This is a genomic window from Falsibacillus pallidus (assembly GCF_003350505.1).
GTDB lineage: Bacteria > Bacillota > Bacilli > Bacillales > DSM-25281 > Falsibacillus > Falsibacillus pallidus.
This window is the reverse complement of the sequence record NZ_QQAY01000006.1, coordinates 1-19126: the sequence shown is the minus strand read 5'-3', so window position 1 is coordinate 19126 and position 19126 is coordinate 1. Positions and strand designations below refer to the sequence as shown.

Annotated in this window: 13 protein-coding genes and 1 pseudogene; 5 read left to right on the top strand and 9 right to left on the bottom strand. The window is 45.8% G+C overall.

Annotation, left to right across the window (positions count from 1 at the left end; translation table 11 throughout):
- The first annotated feature begins 86 nt into the window (after nt 1-86).
- Nucleotides 87-626, top strand: coding sequence for an ECF transporter S component (locus tag DFR59_RS11270; RefSeq protein WP_114745748.1), 540 nt, complete (start codon nt 87-89; stop codon nt 624-626).
- Between the two features lie 56 nt (nt 627-682).
- Here the strand turns inward: DFR59_RS11270 and aspA are convergent, their stop codons facing one another.
- The 3 genes and pseudogenes from aspA to DFR59_RS20410 form a co-directional block, all read right to left on the bottom strand.
- The gene (gene aspA, locus DFR59_RS11265; RefSeq protein WP_114745747.1) at nt 683-2113 is read right to left on the bottom strand and encodes an aspartate ammonia-lyase; all 1431 of its coding nucleotides are present in this window, start codon (nt 2111-2113) and stop codon (nt 683-685) included.
- A gap of 219 nt (nt 2114-2332) precedes the next feature.
- Nucleotides 2333-2701 (bottom strand): methyl-accepting chemotaxis protein, encoded by a 369-nt coding sequence (locus DFR59_RS20415; RefSeq protein WP_281269357.1) that lies wholly within the window; start codon nt 2699-2701, stop codon nt 2333-2335.
- A 69-nt stretch (nt 2702-2770) separates the two neighbouring features.
- Nucleotides 2771-3124 (bottom strand): annotated as a pseudogene (locus DFR59_RS20410) (PAS domain-containing protein); the annotation flags it as partial.
- A gap of 210 nt (nt 3125-3334) precedes the next feature.
- On the opposite strand from DFR59_RS20410, the gene DFR59_RS11255 reads away from it, so the two are divergent.
- Entirely contained in the window at nt 3335-5491 is a 2157-nt protein-coding gene (locus DFR59_RS11255) for a collagen-like domain-containing protein (RefSeq protein WP_245948463.1), read from the top strand.
- Nucleotides 5492-5508: 17 nt separating this feature from the next.
- Here DFR59_RS11255 and DFR59_RS11250 read toward each other — a convergent pair whose 3' ends face one another.
- Nucleotides 5509-7161 carry a glycosyltransferase gene (locus DFR59_RS11250; RefSeq protein WP_114745745.1) on the bottom strand — a complete coding sequence of 551 codons (1653 nt, stop codon included), beginning with the start codon at nt 7159-7161 and terminating at the stop codon, nt 5509-5511.
- A gap of 1 nt (nt 7162) precedes the next feature.
- On the bottom strand, nt 7163-8251 hold the full coding sequence (locus tag DFR59_RS11245) for a tetratricopeptide repeat-containing glycosyltransferase family 2 protein (RefSeq protein WP_114745744.1): 1089 nt from the start codon (nt 8249-8251) through the stop codon (nt 7163-7165).
- Nucleotides 8252-8671: 420 nt separating this feature from the next.
- Here DFR59_RS11245 and DFR59_RS11240 point away from each other — a divergent pair, with 420 nt between their 5' ends.
- A complete protein-coding gene (locus tag DFR59_RS11240; RefSeq protein ID WP_114745743.1) occupies nt 8672-10867 on the top strand; it encodes a protease pro-enzyme activation domain-containing protein in 2196 nt (731 codons plus the stop codon).
- A gap of 133 nt (nt 10868-11000) precedes the next feature.
- Here DFR59_RS11240 and DFR59_RS11235 read toward each other — a convergent pair whose 3' ends face one another.
- From DFR59_RS11235 to helD, 4 genes are all read right to left on the bottom strand, one after another.
- Complete coding sequence (locus tag DFR59_RS11235) at nt 11001-11285, bottom strand: DUF6407 family protein (RefSeq protein ID WP_281269355.1); 285 nt, start codon at nt 11283-11285, stop codon at nt 11001-11003.
- A gap of 149 nt (nt 11286-11434) precedes the next feature.
- Nucleotides 11435-12682 carry an MFS transporter gene (locus DFR59_RS11230; protein ID WP_114745742.1) on the bottom strand — a complete coding sequence of 416 codons (1248 nt, stop codon included), beginning with the start codon at nt 12680-12682 and terminating at the stop codon, nt 11435-11437.
- 69 nt (nt 12683-12751) lie between these two features.
- Nucleotides 12752-13891, bottom strand: a complete 1140-nt coding sequence (locus DFR59_RS11225) for a winged helix-turn-helix domain-containing protein (RefSeq protein WP_158538369.1) — start codon at nt 13889-13891, stop codon at nt 12752-12754.
- A gap of 135 nt (nt 13892-14026) precedes the next feature.
- Nucleotides 14027-16378, bottom strand: coding sequence for an RNA polymerase recycling motor HelD (gene helD, locus DFR59_RS11220; RefSeq protein WP_114745740.1), 2352 nt, complete (start codon nt 16376-16378; stop codon nt 14027-14029).
- Between the two features lie 511 nt (nt 16379-16889).
- Between helD and ahpC the strand changes: the two genes are divergently transcribed.
- Together ahpC and ahpF are read left to right on the top strand one after the other, a co-directional pair.
- Nucleotides 16890-17453 carry an alkyl hydroperoxide reductase subunit C gene (ahpC, locus tag DFR59_RS11215; protein ID WP_114745739.1) on the top strand — a complete coding sequence of 188 codons (564 nt, stop codon included), beginning with the start codon at nt 16890-16892 and terminating at the stop codon, nt 17451-17453.
- Between the two features lie 15 nt (nt 17454-17468).
- The gene (ahpF, locus tag DFR59_RS11210) at nt 17469-18998 is read left to right on the top strand and encodes an alkyl hydroperoxide reductase subunit F (protein ID WP_114745738.1); all 1530 of its coding nucleotides are present in this window, start codon (nt 17469-17471) and stop codon (nt 18996-18998) included.
- Nucleotides 18999-19126 lie beyond the last annotated feature (128 nt).

Below are 19126 nucleotides of genomic sequence, written 5' to 3'. Positions count from 1 at the left end.
TAAAGTACATTCAAAAACCGCTGCTTTCTGCTCTTGATTTGTGCTAAAATTATCAGGAAATAATACATTCAGAGAGGTTTTATGCCATGGAAAAAATAAATAACAGTTCTTCCACACGCAACAAAACGTTTAATTTAATTTTGACTGCCATGCTGATTGCCCTTGTTTTTGTGGCAACCATCTTTTTAAATATCCGCTTGCCAATCGCTGCAAACGGCGGTTTGGTCCACCTTGGCACAGCCATGGCGTTTATCGCCACATTCTTATTCGGTCCGAAAAAGGGCGCTATTGCGGGAGCTGTCGGCATGGGCTTGTTCGACCTTGTATCCGGCTGGACATTGTGGGCGCCATTCACTGTGGTGGCACGCGGCCTTCAAAGCTATATTGCCGGAAAAATCGCCTGGTCAGGCGGCCGAAACGGGAATAGTGCTGCTATCAATCTACTAGCGGCTGTCGCTTCTGCTCCTGCAATGCTTGCTGTGTACTATATCTGCGAAGGGATCCTCTATAACAACTGGATCGCTCCCGTAGCTTCCATCCCGGGAAATATCGTACAAAACGTGGTCGGTATCATCATTGCCATCCCGCTTTGTGCAGCATTGAAGAAAATTTCTTTTTTTAAATAATTTTTCATAGAAAAAGGAGAGTGGCATTTAAAGCCATTCTCCTTTTTGATTTATTCTCAGTCTTTTTCCAACAATGCAGCCCCGGCAATTCCCGGATGTGTCATTTCATATGGATCTAGGATCAAGTTAAGCTCTTCTTCCGTCAAGACATCGTATTTCAAGCACAGGTCCCGGATTGGAGAGCCGTTTAAGATGGCTTCTCTTGCAATGCGGGCTGCGACTTCATATCCGATATGAGGGTTGACCGCCGTGATGACGCCAACGCTCTTTTCAACGTATTCCTTCATCCTGTCTTCGTTCGCTGTAATCCCTTTTACACAATGCTCGGTAAAAGTCGTAAAAGCGTTGTTCATGATGCTGATGGATTGAAGAAGGTTAAAGATCAGAACAGGTTCCATAACGTTCAATTCAAGCTGTCCCGCTTCGGATGCCAATGAAATTGTTTGATCGTTTCCAAGAACTTGGAATGCTACTTGGTTGATCAGCTCAGGCAGAACAGGGTTTACTTTCCCTGGCATAATAGAAGATCCAGGCTGTCTTGCAGGCAGCGTGATTTCACCGAGGCCCGCTCTTGGGCCAGATGCCATCAAGCGCAGGTCATTCGCGATCTTGGACATATTGATCATACAGATTTTCAACGAGCTGGATACTTCAGTATAAGCATCTGTATTCTGCGTCGCATCAACGAGATGTTCCGCTCCTTGGAATGGAAGTCCGCTGATTTCAGCTAAATATGGAACTACCAGCTCGATATAGCGAGGGTACGCATTTAAGCCTGTCCCAACTGCCGTTGCCCCCATGTTCAATTCGTAAAGGTGCTGCCTGGATTGCTTGATGCGCTTAATATCACGTTCGATCACGCGGCTGTATGCTTCAAACTCCTGGCCCAGTCTGATTGGAACGGCATCCTGCAGATGGGTGCGCCCCATTTTAATGACATGGCTGAATTCCTTCGCTTTCGCTTGGAAAACCTCATGCATCTGTTCCATTGTTCCGATCAATTTTTCCTGCAGATTCAAAACCGCGATATGCATAGCGGTAGGGAATGAATCATTTGTAGATTGAGACATATTTACATGGCTGTTCGGGCTGCAAAATTGATACTGCCCTTTTTCTTTGCCCATGATTTCAAGGGCGCGGTTAGCCAATATTTCGTTCACGTTCATATTGATCGATGTTCCGGCACCGCCTTGAATCGGATCGACAAGGACATGATCATGCCATTTTCCTTCGATCATTTCATCTGCCGCCTTGACGATTGCTTCTCCGATTCCCGAATACAGGCTCTTAACTTCCATATTCGCCATCGCAGCCGCTTTTTTCACCATCGCCATGGCCTTGATCAATTCAGGGTGTATACGATATCCCGTGATTGGGAAATTTTCAACTGCACGAAGAGTTTGAACCCCATAATATGCGTTCGCAGGAACTTCCTTCGAACCTAAAAAATCCTTCTCAATACGAAAATCATTTGGTGTAAGTGACATAACTCCAATCTCCTTTATATAAAAAGAACTTGATTCATGTGCTAACTTAAAAAGTCATCGTATCCACTATAAAGTGCCTAGAAGGAATTATCAATGATTATTCGCGGGACATGGGGACAGGTTCCTCGTCCCATCCCGATGCTGGAGTTAGATAGGTGCAGTGTATAAAGTAATGTGCTTTAAACCTAGTTGCGGGACGAGGAACCTGTCCCTGCGTACCTAGTTTCTATTTAACTTTTCCAGCTCCGCCAAGATGGTTTTGAATTTAGACTCGGTCTCTAGGATTTCTTCCTGCAAATTGGTTGTGATTTTATTCACTCTTTCTGCTTCCTGTCTGATATTCCCTACGTTGTCATTGACTTGATTAATGGACTTAGCCACGCTGGCAGCTAATTTACGCACTTCATCCGCAACGACATTGAAGCCTCTCCCATGTTCACCCGCACGCGCTGCTTCAATTGCGGCATTCAATGCCAGGATATTTGTTTGCGTCGATATATTATGGGTAAGTTTTGACACTTCACTAATTAAGTCCGTTTGTTTTTTTAACGCCTGGAGTGCCGCCAATTTTTCTTTGGAGTTATCCATGACGACATTGACCAATTCAACAGGCATTTCTTTTAACTGAGACATGATTTTCATAGTATTTTTTTCGCGTGCTGTAATGTCCGTCGCAATCTTAAGGACCCCATCCACCTTGCCTTCCTCATTTAAAACGGGAATATAGGTTGCTTCGAGCCATATGATATCTCCCCTTTTATTGACTCTTTCGATCTTTTCCTGAAATTTTATCCCTTTCTCCAAGTTTCCCCACATGTCTTCATATTCCCTGCTGTTTTTAAATTCATCTGTACAAAATTGGCGATGTGACATCCCTATCAATTCAGGAACAGTGTATCCCATAGCAAGTGCAAAATTTTCATTAACCCAAATCACTTCTCTATTTAAATTAAATTCTATTATCGCTAAATTCCGTTCTAATGCCGCTAATAATGATTTCTCCTCAAGCATTTGAGTACTTGCATTAGCGGACGCTGGACTGGCCGTAGTCATATTATTACTCCTCTTCTATTAAATAGGTACTATTTCCTATTCTAAACATTTGAAATTTTTATACAAATTTAAACGCTTTTCGGGACAGAGGGACAGGTTCCTCGTCCATACCCATTTTCCTCTGCTTGCATATTATGCTTTGATATACCGAAAGCAGGTGAAAATCTAATGGTTTGGAAGGGAAACCAATATGGAAAGAACTACGATTTTATAAAAAAATACCAAGAGGATTTAAGTAATAACCACCATCCACATCATCATAATGGATGTCATCTTCCGCCATCATGCTGTCCATGCTGTCATAAAAATTTTTGTATATGTCAAACGGGAGCACCGGGGCCGACTGGTCCAGCCGGTCCTATGGGGCCAACTGGACCTACCGGAGAAACGGGACCACCAGGCGGCGCTACCGGAAATACCGGCAACACTGGTCCAACGGGCGATCCTGGACCAATGGGACTCGCAGGACCCACCGGGCCAACAGGACCCACGGGCGAAACTGGAACAACCGGCAATACCGGCGATCCCGGACCCACCGGAAGCACTGGGGCTACTGGTGACACTGGCCCTACTGGCAATACCGGTAACACCGGACCGACTGGCGATTCCGGACCCACCGGAAGCACTGGGGCTACTGGTGACACTGGGCCTACTGGCAATACCGGCAACACTGGACCTACCGGCGATCCTGGACCTACCGGAAGCACTGGGGCTACTGGCGACACTGGCCCTACTGGCAATACCGGCAACACTGGACCTACCGGCGATCCTGGACCCACCGGAAGCACTGGGGCTACTGGCGACACTGGCCCTACTGGCAATACGGGGACGACCGGGCCTACTGGACCGACCGGCAGTACCGGAGCTACTGGCAACACTGGCTCCACTGGCAATACCGGTTCAACCGGGCCTACTGGACCTACCGGCAGTACTGGAGCTACTGGCAGCACCGGCTCCACTGGCAATACCGGTTCAACCGGACCGACTGGACCTACCGGAGCTACTGGCAACACCGGAAGCACTGGGGCCACTGGCGGCACTGGAGCTACCGGCAATACAGGGCCAACTGGACCGACCGGCAGTACTGGAGCTACTGGCAACACCGGCTCCACTGGCAATACGGGGACGACCGGGCCTACTGGACCTACCGGCAGTACCGGAGCTACTGGCAACACTGGCTCCACTGGCAATACGGGGGCTACCGGGCCTACTGGACCTACCGGCAGTACCGGAGCTACTGGCAGCACCGGCTCCACTGGCAATACCGGTTCAACCGGACCGACTGGACCTACCGGCAGTACCGGAGCCACTGGCAGCACCGGCTCCACTGGCAATACGGGTCCAACAGGGCCGACTGGACCTACCGGCAGTACCGGAGCCACTGGCAGCACCGGCTCCACCGGCAATACGGGGCCGACCGGACCTACTGGACCTACCGGCAGTACCGGAGCTACTGGCAGCACCGGCTCCACTGGCAATACCGGTTCAACCGGACCTACTGGACCTACCGGCAGTACTGGAGCTACTGGCAGCACCGGCTCCACTGGCAATACCGGTTCAACCGGACCTACTGGACCTACCGGCAGTACCGGAGCTACTGGCAACACTGGCTCCACTGGCAATACCGGTTCAACCGGACCGACTGGACCTACCGGCAGTACCGGAGCTACTGGCAGCACCGGCTCCACTGGCAATACCGGTTCAACCGGGCCTACTGGACCTACCGGCAGTACTGGAGCTACTGGCAGTACCGGCTCCACTGGCAATACGGGTCCAACTGGGCCTACTGGGCCTACTGGATCTACCGGCGCTACTGGTCCGACTGGAGCAACACCGACCAGCTCTACAAAGGCAATTATGTTTGGAGGAACTAACACTGGTTTTCAACGGATAGCCGGTTCTCCAGGAGCCGTTTCCAATGTCCTCCCTTATGTAGTTACGGGAACCACCGGTAGTGTAGTAGGTTTTTCCAGTTCTATCAACATCAATAACTTAGCTGCAGGAAGCTATATATTCCAAGTCTGCAGGAATGTAGCGAACAATTTATCTGCCCCATTAGGCGGAAGTATCATTTCAACTATTACACTGACTGTAACAGCATCCATTACCGGAACGATCATATTCTCTATCAGGCCGACAGACGTCGGGGCACAGCCTGTATATGTATCTAACAATGCCCCATACGTGCTGACTACAGCAACCGTGACGTGGACTTCAAATATTGGAGGGAATCCCGTCGCCCGAAACGATGCCATTTCCCTTTATTCCAGTCCAAATATTACTCAAAGCGCCCTTTATGCCGTCTATCTCAATACCAATATATAAATTAAAGAACAGGGACCTTAAATGCGTCCCTGTTCTCTTTTTACCTCATTCTGATTATCTATCTCATACATAAACCGTTCCATTTTTTCAATAACCCTATCAAAACTGAACTTTAAAGCTGTTTCCCTGCCTTTTTCCCTTAACTCGTTCCGTCTTTCGGAACTCTCTAACAAAGTAATAATTGCCTGAGAGGCAGCCAAGTGATCTCCGGGTTCTATTTGCAGGCTGTTATCGCTGCCGGCATATTCATTGACGCCCCCACACCTCGTTGTAATCACAGGGATTCCGCATGACATTGCTTCCAATGGCGGCATGCCAAAACCTTCATAAATCGAAGTGAACAAAAAAATATGGGCCATTTGATAGTGATTCCTCAGCTCCTCTTGGCTTGGATGAATCACATATTCAATAGGGAATGGCACATACCCAATGTCGGGGTGATGCTGGCAGACCCATTTTACTTTAAACTGATATCCCAAATCCCTTACATGTCGGAGTGCCTTAAGAGCCACATCAAACCCTTTAAACCTTAAAAACGGGTTTCCTACAAGAAGAATAGTCAATACATCCTCCTTCGGCTCCTCTGTTAAAGGAAAATAAAATTTCGTATCCACCCCATTCGGAATGATCTCTGTTTCTTTTTGATAGCGGGCTTTTAAAATAGTTGAAACAGTAGAAGACACGCTTGCCATCCTGATTGCAGTTTGATAGAGATTTTTCATTTCCTGTCTGATCCACTGTGCTTCATATAAATTTGGATAATCACCAAATAGCCAGTTATGCCCCTGCTCCCAATAGAACGTTTTCTCATTCAAATCCAACAATTCAGGAATCTGCTGATACCAGCCTGTTACAATGATATCGCAATGTTCTATATGTCTGACATACGATTCATTGGGCGGAACAATGATCTCCCCATCAACTTCTATTGGATACCAATTGGGGACCGCCCTTGTACCAGGATCCCCCTTATAAACGGCATAGATCTGATGTCCCCGCTTCCTTAATTGTTCCATTTGGTGAAGCAGCATTTTCAGTCCGCCTGTCAAATTCAAATGTGGAAGGACGTAGGCAATCTTTAGTTTTTTCTTAGTAGGGGGGTCAGCAGGAATTTTAGTCTTTTCAGGAGGAAGAATCTTAAATAACAACGCTCCATTTTCACCGATATTTAATTGTTTATACGTAAAATCGAAAGATAAAAAATCAATCAGGTTCCACCTGCTTTTGTGTGTTTCAAGCGTATTCCCCAAATAATCCCCCTGAGGTTCCGGATACAAAGGGGTAGAAATGATCAATGATTTGTTGGCATGTGCAAGGAGTTTTTGAATGATTTCCAATCCCTCCGGCTTTTCAAAGTGCTCCAGTACATCAATCAGTAAGATAGTGTCATAGTCCCCCATTTGATCAATGACAGATTCAAGATTCCCATAAATAACCTGATTATAGACATACTCATGCAAAGGATTCCTGTATCCTGCAAACCCTTCTATTCCATCAATCTGCAGCTGCCAGCTTTTCTTTTCATACCGCTCAAAAGGAATATCAAAAACTTCCCTGAGCAGCACGCCATATTTTCCAAACCCTACACCAACATCCAAAATGGAGGAGGGTTCATCAATGCGGATATGTTCGATGATCTCCGGTATAGCTTGGTAAAAGCTCGTTGGCATTTTACTCCTCCTGTTCTGTCAGTGACTGAAAATATTCCTCATTATATAAAACCATCCGGTTCGTGGGTTCGTAAGCCTTTGCCATTTGATTATGGTGTTTTGATTTCTCAATTTGACCAAGCCGGAAGTAGCAAACGCATAGTTGCAAATGAGGAAGCCACGTATAGCAGTTATGATTAAGGAAGCCCCCTTTTGCCTTTGCGGCTTCATAGTCCAAGCTCGCAGCCAGTTCATACCAAAAGACAGCCTTATCTAACTGATCCTTGGATAAGTAGATGAAACCCATCCTGCAGCATTGATCAGCCCTTGGGATATCGTATTTGAAGGAGTTTAAAATCTGATCGATGGCATTCTCCGGGTCTTCCAGCGCCAAGTAACAATCTGCCATCTTAGCACAGCTGCTGATGCAGTCCTCCACCCAGCCTTCGCGGGTATCAAGAAACTTTTGATAATATTCAATTGCGCGTTCATACAGCTTGTGATCGAGGCATTCATTCGCATAGTAGTACAAATCCCGAGGAGTAAATGAGCGCCCTTCTCCCAGCATTTTCTCGTATATGTCCAAATTACGGGTGCTCACGCCTGTTTTTTGGCTATTGTGAACGATGTGAATATCACTGGAGATGACATTGCCCCCTACCTCCATATATTCATGAACAGACCCGAACCACCGGAAGCCATTGCTTTTCTTCACAATTCTGTTCCTTCTTACACTCTGCGTCACCATTCCCTCTTCATTCCGTGCCAAAATGTAAGGCATCGAAACCGCATCTATATCTTCACGCAAAAAAATCTTTAATGCTGAAAATTTCTCTTGTTCGCCTTCCGGCAGCACATCGTCAGCATCCAGCCACAAAATAAAGTCCTTCGTGGCTTTACTGAAAGAAAAGTTCCTCGCTGCAGAAAAATCATCTATCCATTTAAAATCATAAATTCGATCCGTATAGCGCGAAGCTAATTCCTTCGTTCCATCGGTCGACCCTGTATCAATAATGTTGATTTCATCCACCAAATTCCCAATAGAATCGAGGCACCTCCCCAGCACCTTCTCCTCATCGCGCACAATCATGCATAAACTAAGCGTCATCATCCTCAATGATCACTCCCTCTAACCTATAAGGCATCACTAAAAACCTATGAAGAAATGAGCAAAATATGCACAGGTACATGGGGACAGGTTCCTCGTCCCATCCCGATGCAGGCGAAAGATAGATGCATTGAATAGATTGATGTGCCCAAAAATGGAATAGCGCGACAAGGAACCTGTCCCTTCGTCCCACTATTTGTCTAAAAGTCCCGAATTCTCATCAATATCTCATCTATTTTTCACGAGATTCTTATCATAAACAAGCATAAAGCCTGATATCTGTTTTTTACAAAATTCAGTAAAGTTTTAGTTGTAAGTACATGAATATTATTCCAAATGAAGATTGAAGAACCATTGGAAACACGCAGATGAATTGTGTCATTTGGTTGGTTCGTTTTATTTGGGGAAATGGAGAGGTGAAAGATGAAAAGAAGAAAATTGTTAGTGTCAACGGTTGCCTCCTTGTTGAGTTTGACGTTGTTTGCGTCTGGCGGCTCAACCTATGCGGCAGGACCGAAGAAGGTGCACTTAGAAAATGGAGCACCCGCAGCAGCGAAGCACGGAAAGTATAAGAAACACTCTGATCGGAACAAAATGACTTCTGTCACGGTTGCGTTGAATTTACGAAACAGCGATCAATTGGATCAATTCATTGCAAGTCTTAACGACCCATCATCCCCGAATTACAAACATTATTTATCAACTGAAGAATTTAAGAATCAATTTGGACCGACGGATGACACAGTCGCCAAGGTGAAAAACTTCTTAAAAGACCAAGGTTTTAAAGTCAAAAATGTCTCCAGCAATAATACATTTATTACAGTCAGCGGTAAGATTGGACAATTGGAGGATGCCTTTGGCGTCACCATCAATGATTATGAAAATGACAAGGGACAGACGTATTTTTCGAATGCGGACGCTCCTGAAATCCCTGCTGAATTTGCAGGTATCATCACGGATGTAGAGGGATTGGATAACGAACCGCACTTTACACATCCACAAATACGAAAGCCGTCGCCAAAAGTGACGAACAAAGCTGCAACTGTTGAACCTAGAGTCGGCAGCGGCCCGTCCGGCGGCTATACGCCAACTGAGTTAAAAGGGGCTTACAACGTCAGCCTGCTTGCTAATGCAGGCTACACTGGAGCTGGCCAAACTGTTGCCGTCATGGAGCTTGATGGCTATAAAGCTTCTAATATCACAAACTATAGCAATTACTACGGTCTCGGAAGCCCTGCACCCACCAATGTTTATGTTGATGGCTACAATGGAGCAGCCGGCCAAGGTGAAGTCGAGGTGGAATTGGACATCGAAGTGATCAATGCCATCGCTCCGAAAGCACAGGTCATGGTCTATGAAGGCCCCAATACTGGCCAGGGATTGGTTGATACGTATCAAAAAATCGCTTCAGATAATAAAGCGAAATCCATCTCTGTCAGCTGGGGAATCAGCGAGCTGCAAGCGGGAAGCGGCTTGATGAACAGCTTACATTCGGTCTTCCAGCAGTTTGCAGCTCAAGGGCAAAGCATCTTTGCGGCTTCCGGCGACAACGGGGCTTACGATGCTGGAGATTCTACAAAAGCAGTCGACAGTCCAGCCAATGACCCTTATGTGACTGGCGTCGGCGGAACACATCTGAATTTGAGTGGATCATCCTACGGTTCAGAATCCGTTTGGGCCAACAGCTCTAATAAAACAGGTGGCGGCGGTGGTTTATCGACGGTTTACGCCATGCCTTCCTTCCAATCCGGTCCTGGCGTGCAGAACAGCTACTCCAATGGAAAACGCCAAGTTCCAGATGTCTCAGCGGATGCCGATCCAAGCACAGGTTACTCTATCTACAGCTCTGGCTCTTGGACAGTAGTAGGAGGCACATCAGCAGCTGCGCCATTATGGGCGGCCATTGCAGCACTGAATAACCAATATGCAGCAGCAAACGGAAAGGGCAGCCTTGGACAAGCAAACCCTACTCTTTATCAAATGTTTAATACAACACAGACATACCCCGCATTCCATGACGTTACAAGTGGAAATAACTTATATTATCCTGCGACAGCTGGCTATGATATGGCATCGGGCATCGGGACACCTGACGCATATAACTTGATCCGTGATATTAATGGATCCAGCGGTTCCGGCGGTGGTACAGGCGGAGGAACTGTTACTGAGCTCATCACAAATGGCGGCTTTGAAAGCGGACAATCACCGTGGACAGAATCCAGTTCCGGCGGGTACCAGCTCGTTGATTCTTCCCTCCCGCATGCAGGTAGCAACTCTGCTTATCTGAATGGCTACAACAATAGTACAGACTCAATCTATCAAACTGTCAGCATTCCTGCGAATGCAACAAGTGCAACACTGACGTTCTGGACATATGTCTCAACGCAAGAAACGAGCCACGCGTATGATTTCCTATACGCACAAGTCCGGAATACAAGCGGATCCCCGCTCGCCACACTCTTAACATTGAATGATGGCACAGCGTCCGGATGGGTTAAGCGCACCTATGACCTTTCGAATTACAAAGGGCAGACGGTTCAAATTGCCTTCAAAGGTACAAATGACAGCAGCAACCCGACTGACTTCTTCGTGGACGATGTAAGTCTGCAGGTTCAATAATAGGAATGGGACAATTGGGGACAGGTTCCTCGTCCCATGCCGTATTTCGAGATAGCATAGCGGCAATGAATTCATATGAAGCTTAGTAAAAGAAAGTGCGGGACGAGGAACCTGTCCCTCCATCCCGCATCTTTTAATACTCCCGAATTACTCGGCTGTCATAAACAGACTCAATAGTCCAATCTGGATCGCCTTCTGTAGAGACCTCTACTATTTTAGACAACATGTTTTCTTCCATCATAGAGTCTATATATAAATACCGAATCTTGCCTGAAGATGTTTCCTCTACTTCCTCATATGACTTTAATTGATAAACCTCTAAAGCCATTCCAATGATCTCTTGAATGCCTTCCTTATGATCCTTATCAAAACCATTCATCTCACTGATTGTCTTCCTAACAAATTCCGTAATACTCAAGAATCATTTCCCCTTTCATTAAGAGACAGGGGGACAGGTTCCTTGTCCCACCACCCTGCAAGCACCATGGATATATGCTACCACATCGATAGCTCCCTCTACTCTGATCAAGTCACCAAATTGGCGTGGGACAAGGAACCCTCAGCACCTCACTCTGCTTTTCTAATCGGTTTTGGGACAAGGAACCTGTCCCTCCGTCCCATGGAGATGCTGCCCAGCAGGATGAAGCTGATGGCAGAGATGATGAAGACGCTGGCTAATCCGAACCAGTGGCCGAGGGATGCTCCTATGATTGGGGCGAGCAGGCTCGCTGCACTTTGGACGGCGGTTGAGAAAGCGGTGATTCTTCCCAATAGGTGTTGCGGCGTCTCCGTTGTCAGGATATATCCGTATGGCACAAAGAGGGCAGTTCCTACACATCCGATTACAGCGAAAATCACTATCCAGAATAGAAGATTCCCATGGGCGAGGCCATAGCAGCCCATTCCTACCACAATCATGAATGTACCGGATATCACCCTTCCAATTGACATGAACAGAAGTGGATTCTGCTTCCATTTTTTAAAGAAGCCGCATAAGAATGCCCCTGCGACAGAACCAGCGCCAAGTGCACTGCTGAGCACCCCATATCCCGTTTTATCCAACCCCAGTGACAATGATAATGGAGCAAAGAAGCTGTCATAGAGAAAAATAATAAACATGGAGATAGAGGTAATCCAGATCGCAGTGGATAGGATGCGATTTGAGCGAATCAGTGAAAACCCTTCTTTCAGCTCCTCCCAATAGGAAACGCTAGTAGGTTGATCCTTTTCCTTCATCACCTCTAATGCAGGCAGACAAAACATCAGCAGAAAAGCTGCGGCATACAATACCCCCTCTGCCATAAAAACCATTTGCGGACGTGCAGCGGCGAGCAGCCCTCCTCCAACCAATGGTGCTGTGATCTTGGTTACATTCAACACCATCTGGCTGATGGAAGATGCCTCCGCAAGATAAGCATCAGGCACCACTGAACGCGCAGCCGCTTGTCTTGCTGGCTCAAAGATGGAGGCTAATGAAGTTTTTAGGAAAATCAACAGCAGCAGCACCCAGAGACCTGGAGCGAAAAAATAACCAACTGCCACACCTGCACGAACAAATGTCGTCATGATCAGGATTTTCTTTTTATCCCGCCGGTCGATCCAAACAGATGACAACGGACCAATGACGATATACGGCAGGAACATCATAACGACCGCTGCAGCATTCGCCCACAGATCCAGCCCCCATTCAAACGAAATGAGTGCGTTGACTGCCAGCAGATCAAGCCAATTCCCAAAGCTCGATAACACTTGAACGAAAAATAACGTGCGGAAATTTTTCATATTAAATATAGAAAATGTTTGTAAATCCTTCATAAAAAATATCCCCTTCTTACAGTAAATTAATCAGTAAGAAAAGGATATCAATGAACTGTCAGAAGAATATCAGAGGGACTGGCGAAATAATCGTTCTAATTCTGTCGCCAAGCCCTTAAAATCATGTTGTTTGGAGAGTGTGTCCCATTTCGCCTGGTATTCCTTTGGAACCTCAATGCTCAAATGACGACCGAGATCCATCATATCCTTTACGCCATTTACCATATTCGGCACAAATTTAGAGGTCCCTAATGTCGCGAATCCTTCATCCATCAACTGGAGACCTTCTTTTCGACTCGCGTTCATCCAATTCGCAAACCCTTTTAACATAAGGTACCTTCCCTTTTCCCTTAAATACGGATAGTTATGGAATAATTGATCACCTGCTGCAAAATGGGATTCGAGTGACTCAGATTGCCGCGAAGCAAGGGCCAATTTTATTTCCTGGACTTTGATAAATGTAGAGATATCTTTGTTCATTTCACCCGCATCCATTTTCGAATGCACGAAATTGATTTTCCGGGCAGCCTGTTCAAAATCCCCATTATTAAGGTATATCCCAATCATGCCAAAAACATCAAATTCCTGATGCTGCACCCATGGTAGAACGTTTGATTGCAATGCCTTCTCTGCGTACATACACGTTTGATCAAACCGAAATTGAATAATCCCGTATATGTGCAGGAGATAAAAAAGCTTTTGTGAGAACGGAACATCCGGTGAATCCAGAACAAACCAGCGAAAATCACCATTTACAAAATGGAGGTAGACTTTTTTATGGATTTCAATCGGAATGGCCAAAGCATCATGCTGGCTCGCAATGGATTTCAGTCCAGTTCCCTGCCCAAACAAGATGTATTTGCGAAACAGAACATCCATGCTCTCCTTGAATTCCTGATCGTGTGAAAGAGGATTGTCCTCGTGGGTCTGCTTTATTTTCAGCCGGTATCCAGTCCCCCGGACCGTTTCAATAGCGACTCTATCAAAAGCAGCGAGCTTCTTCCGCAAACGATAAACGTGGTCGTCAACCGTACGATCTGTCGGGGCCTCCATAGGCCAGACCCCGTCCAGCAATGCTTCCCTCGAAAGTGTTTGATTCAGATGTTCAAATAAATAGTGCAGAAGATGATACTCTTTCGGCAATAACACAACCCTTTCACCATTGAAAGAAACCGCATAATCAGACCGATCAAACTGAAAATTTTTCATGTTAGACCTCCGGGACATGGGGACAGGTTCCTTATCCCACCCCACTCTTCTTCTCTATTTAGCATTCAATGAGCCAGCTGTTTAAAAATCAATGAAAAATTCTTTTGGGACAAGGAACCTGTCCCTGCGTTCTCTTCAAAGTGGGTGCTGGGACGCGGAACCTGTCCCTGCGTCCCAGTTCTGCAGGAACGGGCTCGGTTCGCCTACACTGTATAGGTGCAATTCATGCATCGCTCTGGTGCAGGCTGTGTAGAAGGTCCTGCGCAGGCTCTCGTCACCGTATACATACTCCGATGCATCGTAAATGATGACAGCATCAAATTCGATACCCTTCGCTAAATAGGAAGGGACGATTACGACACCTTGTTCGTATTCAAGCGAGCTTCTTTTCAATAGTTTAAGTTCATTGATCCTTTCTGATAAAGCCTCATATGCCTGCAGACTTTCCTCCGCAGATTTGCAGATGATTGCAATGCTTTCATAGCCATGACTTTGCAAATCTGCCACTTTGGATGTAATTTGATTGTGCAGTTCTTTATGATCTGCGAATTTTTTCAACTCAGGCCGCGCGCCGTCCCGTTCAAATGGAATGATTCTTTCCCCATTCGGAACCAGACTTCTCGTCAATTCGATAATGGGCTTCGTAGATCGGTAGCTACGGGAAATATTGATGACTTCTGTTTCATCCGGGCCATATAAGCTAGTCAGGATATTGAAATCAACCATTTCGCTCGCATGGGCGAAGATCGCCTGATTAAAATCGCCAAGCACCGTCATTTTTGCCGCTGGAAATAATCGCTTCAAAAACTCGAATTGAAATGGTGAATAATCCTGGGCTTCGTCCACGACGATATGCTTAATGGAACTATTAATCTGGAATCCCTGGATCAGCTCTTTTAACAGTAAAAATGGCGTAGCGTCCTCATACAATAGTTTATTTTCATCGACCATCTCCACGGTCTCTTTACAAATATCCGCCCATTCCTTTGGAGTCTCTCCTTCAATCCACTGGTCGATCTGTTCGGCAGCGGCAAAAATTTGCTTGTAAAGCCCCTTATAATCAATGAAATGAAACCCTTTGATCCATTTACGCAGCGGCTTCAATTTCCGGCGGACAATCAATCGGGCCAGCGCCGTTGGTTCAACCTCATAGTCCGCGATTTCTTCTCTTTTATATCCTTGTTTTTTCGCAAGGATGGTACGAGCCTTGTGATATTGCTCGTTGCTTAGGAGCTCCATTTCCTCCTGGACCCAAGGCTTCGACCGTTCCGCTTTTTCGGCATTATTCAGTTCTTTAAGGAGCCATTCTTTTAACTTTTCCAATCGGTTATGAAAACGGAGGTTTGTGTCAAAATGATAAAACCTGTCAGCTATTTGTTTTGCGGAAACGATTGAGTTCCCTCTAAATTTAATGTCTTTAAATATCATTCCACACGACTCGAGTGATTTCCTGTATGCATTGACTGCATTAAAAAATTGGACACCTGCTTTAAACTTGATGCCCGCAACCCTTGCCTGATACGAAGGCGAGTGCGGTGCAGTCAACACATACTCCAATTGCTCATATGGATGTTCCACGTGAAACTTTTTGCTCAAACGATGGTCCAAGTATTCCTGAAATGTGACCTGCTGCATGTTCTCTTCCCCGAGCTCCGGAAGCACATTTGCCACGTAGCTGTTAAACATCGTGTTGGGAGAAAAAAGAATAATTTGATCAGCATTCAAATTATCCCTATATTTATATAACAAATAAGCAATCCGCTGCAGGGCGGCGGATGTCTTGCCGCTCCCAGCCGCACCGTGGACAACGAGAAGCCTTCCCCGATCATGGCGGATGATCCGGTTTTGCTCCTGCTGGATGGTAGCAACGATATTATGCATCTGTTTGTCAGTGCCTTTGCCCAGCACTTGCTGCAGAATTTCATCGCCTATGGTGAGACTTGTATCGAACATGGATTGAAGTTCACCATCACGGATTAGATATTGCCACTTTTTCTCCAGCACCCCGTCGATTTCACCCTCAGGGGTTGAGTATTTTGCCGGACCGGGCTGATAATCATAATAAACACTTGAAATTGGAGCCCTCCAGTCATAAATGAGGAAGTTTTCTCCGCTCTCGTCGCTGAGAGAGGAAATTCCAATGTAGATTTGTTCCTGATCCGTGGTCCCTTCTTCCATAAAATCGATTCGGCCAAAGTAAGGGATCTTCTGCATCCGGCGGAGTGTGGATAAGCGCTTGGAAGCATGCCGATGACTCGTTTGACTTACCGACAGAGCTTGAGCTTCTTGGCGCAGGCCAATAATTGTCTCAAGGTAATCGTCGAAAGTATCCGTATTCACTTTGATCTCATCCCAAAAGTGCTTGCGAATATGAACTACTTCATTCTTGCGGCGTGCAGTTTCCTCTTCCAACCTGCTGATATCCTTCGCAATGATCTCCATTACATGATCGACACGTTTTTGCTCCTGCTTGTTTTCCAATTTCAAAGCAAACACTCCCTAAATAAATATTTTCATCAGAGGGTTGACGAACGAACTAATTTTGTTGTATAATTAAAATAGGGAAAATATATTAAAAATTAATTAAACAACACATATCTATATAAATTTACCATATAACCTTCACGTTTTCAATATCAAAAGAGCAGCATTTACAGGGAAGTTTGATCCTTTCTGTAAAAGCTGCTCTTTTTTGTGTGCTGGTACATAGGGACAGGTTCCTTGTCCCATAAAGTTTATTAGGAATATGAAGATCGCAGTTGAAACGATCCACCGTCTATCTATGGGGCACGAGTGGGACAAGGAACCTGTCCCCTGGTGTCCCATTTCCCTCTTATTTTGAATTATTATTGCGTTTCAATTGACAACGATAATCATATCTATATAATAATTATTATAAATTAAAAATTATTATTGAAAGAGTGCTCCCTGCTTTTTTCAAAGCACAAGTTTCTTTCTATTAATCTTTTAAAATATACATCACTGGAGGAATTTCATTATGTCTTTAATCGGTAAAGAGGTACAACCATTCACAGCACAAGCATATAGAAACGGAGATTTCCTTGAAGTTTCCGACCAGGATTTCAAAGGCCACTGGAGCGTCGTTTGCTTCTATCCAGCAGACTTCACATTCGTATGCCCAACTGAATTGGAAGACCTTCAGGATCAATATCCTGCGCTGCAAGAGCTTGGTGTAGAAGTATTCTCAGTATCCAGAGATTCACATTTCACTCACAAAGCATGGCATGATACATCAGAAGCTATCGGTAAAATCACATATACAATGATCGGCGATCCTGCACACGTCCTTTCCCGCCAATTTGACGTACTCGTCGAGGAACTTGGACAAGCAGACCGCGGTACTTTCATCATCGACCCAGACGGTATCATCCAAGCCGTTGAAATCAATGCAGATGGAATCGGCCGTGATGCTAGCACACTAGTAAACAAAATTAAAGCAGCTCAATATGTGCGCAACAACCCAGGTGAAGTTTGCCCTGCAAAATGGAAAGAAGGCGGAGAAACACTTAAACCAAGCCTTGACCTTGTAGGAAAAATTTAAGGAGCGCGATGACAAATGGCACTTGATGCAGAAATTAAGTCTCAATTAAATCAATATCTACAACTATTAGAAAACGACATTCTGCTAAAAGTCAGTGCGGGTAAAGATGACGTAGCAAAGGAAATGCTGGCTCTTGTCGAAGAGCTGGCTTCCCTGTCATCTAAAATCACTGTCGAAGAAGCAGAATTAAATAGAACACCAAGCTTCAGCATCAACCGTATCGGAGAAGATACCGGAATCACTTTTGCCGGCGTCCCGCTCGGACATGAGTTTACTTCTTTGGTTTTGGCTTTGCTTCAAGTAAGTGGACGAGCACCGAAAGTGGAGCAAAATGTGATGGATCAAATCAAGAATATAGAGGGTCCCTATCATTTTGAAACCTATGTAAGCCTCACTTGCCACAACTGCCCTGATGTTGTGCAGGCCCTGAATATCATGAGTGTGCTGAACCCTAACATTACGCACACAATGATTGATGGAGCAGCATTTAAAGACGAAGTTGAAAGTAAGAATGTGATGGCCGTACCTGGCGTTTTCCTAAACGGCGAATTCTGGAATGGCGGCCGAATTTCCATTCAGGAAATCCTGGCTAAATTGGGCGAAGGCTCTAGTGCTGAAAATTTTGCTGAAAAAGATCCATACGATGTCCTTGTTGTCGGCGGCGGACCAGCTGGTGCAAGCGCTGCTATTTATGCTGCGCGTAAAGGCATCCGCACGGGGATTTTGGCAGAACGCTTCGGCGGCCAGGTCCTGGATACGCTGAGCATCGAAAACTTTATCAGTGTAAAAGCTACGGAAGGTCCGAAGCTCGCATCTGCCCTTGAGGAGCACGTAAAAGAGTATGATATTGATATCATGGACTTGCAGCGTGCGAAGCATTTAGAAAAGAAGGACCTTTTCGAAGTGACTCTTGAAAATGGTGCTGTTCTGAAAAGTAAATCCGTGATTCTTTCAACAGGTGCACGCTGGCGTAATATCAACGTTCCGGGTGAACAAGAACTCAAAAACAAGGGCGTCGCATACTGCCCGCACTGTGATGGTCCATTATTCGCAGGGAAAGACGTTGCGGTCATCGGCGGCGGCAACTCCGGTGTCGAAGCAGCAATCGACCTTGCAGGGATCGTCAAACATGTGACCGTTCTTGAATTTGGATCAGAGCTAAAAGCAGACAAAGTCCTGCAAGAGCGTCTGAACAGCCTGCCAAACGTGACTGTCGTAACCAATGCGGCGACCCAGGAAATTACCGGGACTGATAATGTCACAGGCATTACTTACACCAACCGCGAAACTGGCGAAGACCATCACATTGAATTACAAGGCGTGTTTATCCAAATCGGCCTTGTACCAAATACAGAATGGCTGGAAGGAACACTCGAGCGCAGCCGCATCGGTGAAATCATCGTCGATAACCGTGGAGCCACTTCCATTCCGGGAGTATTTGCAGCAGGAGACTGTACAAACAGCACCTACAACCAAATCATCATCTCCATGGGATCCGGAGCAACAGCAGCCCTTGGTGCATTCGACTACCTCATCCGCAACTAACGGGACATGGGGACAGGTTCCATAGCCGTCAAATTAACAAGAAAAAATAGGTACGTAAACCAGTGATAGTAAGAAAACCCTATGACTATTCAAAATTTTTCCATATATAGACGACTTGAATGAAAGCT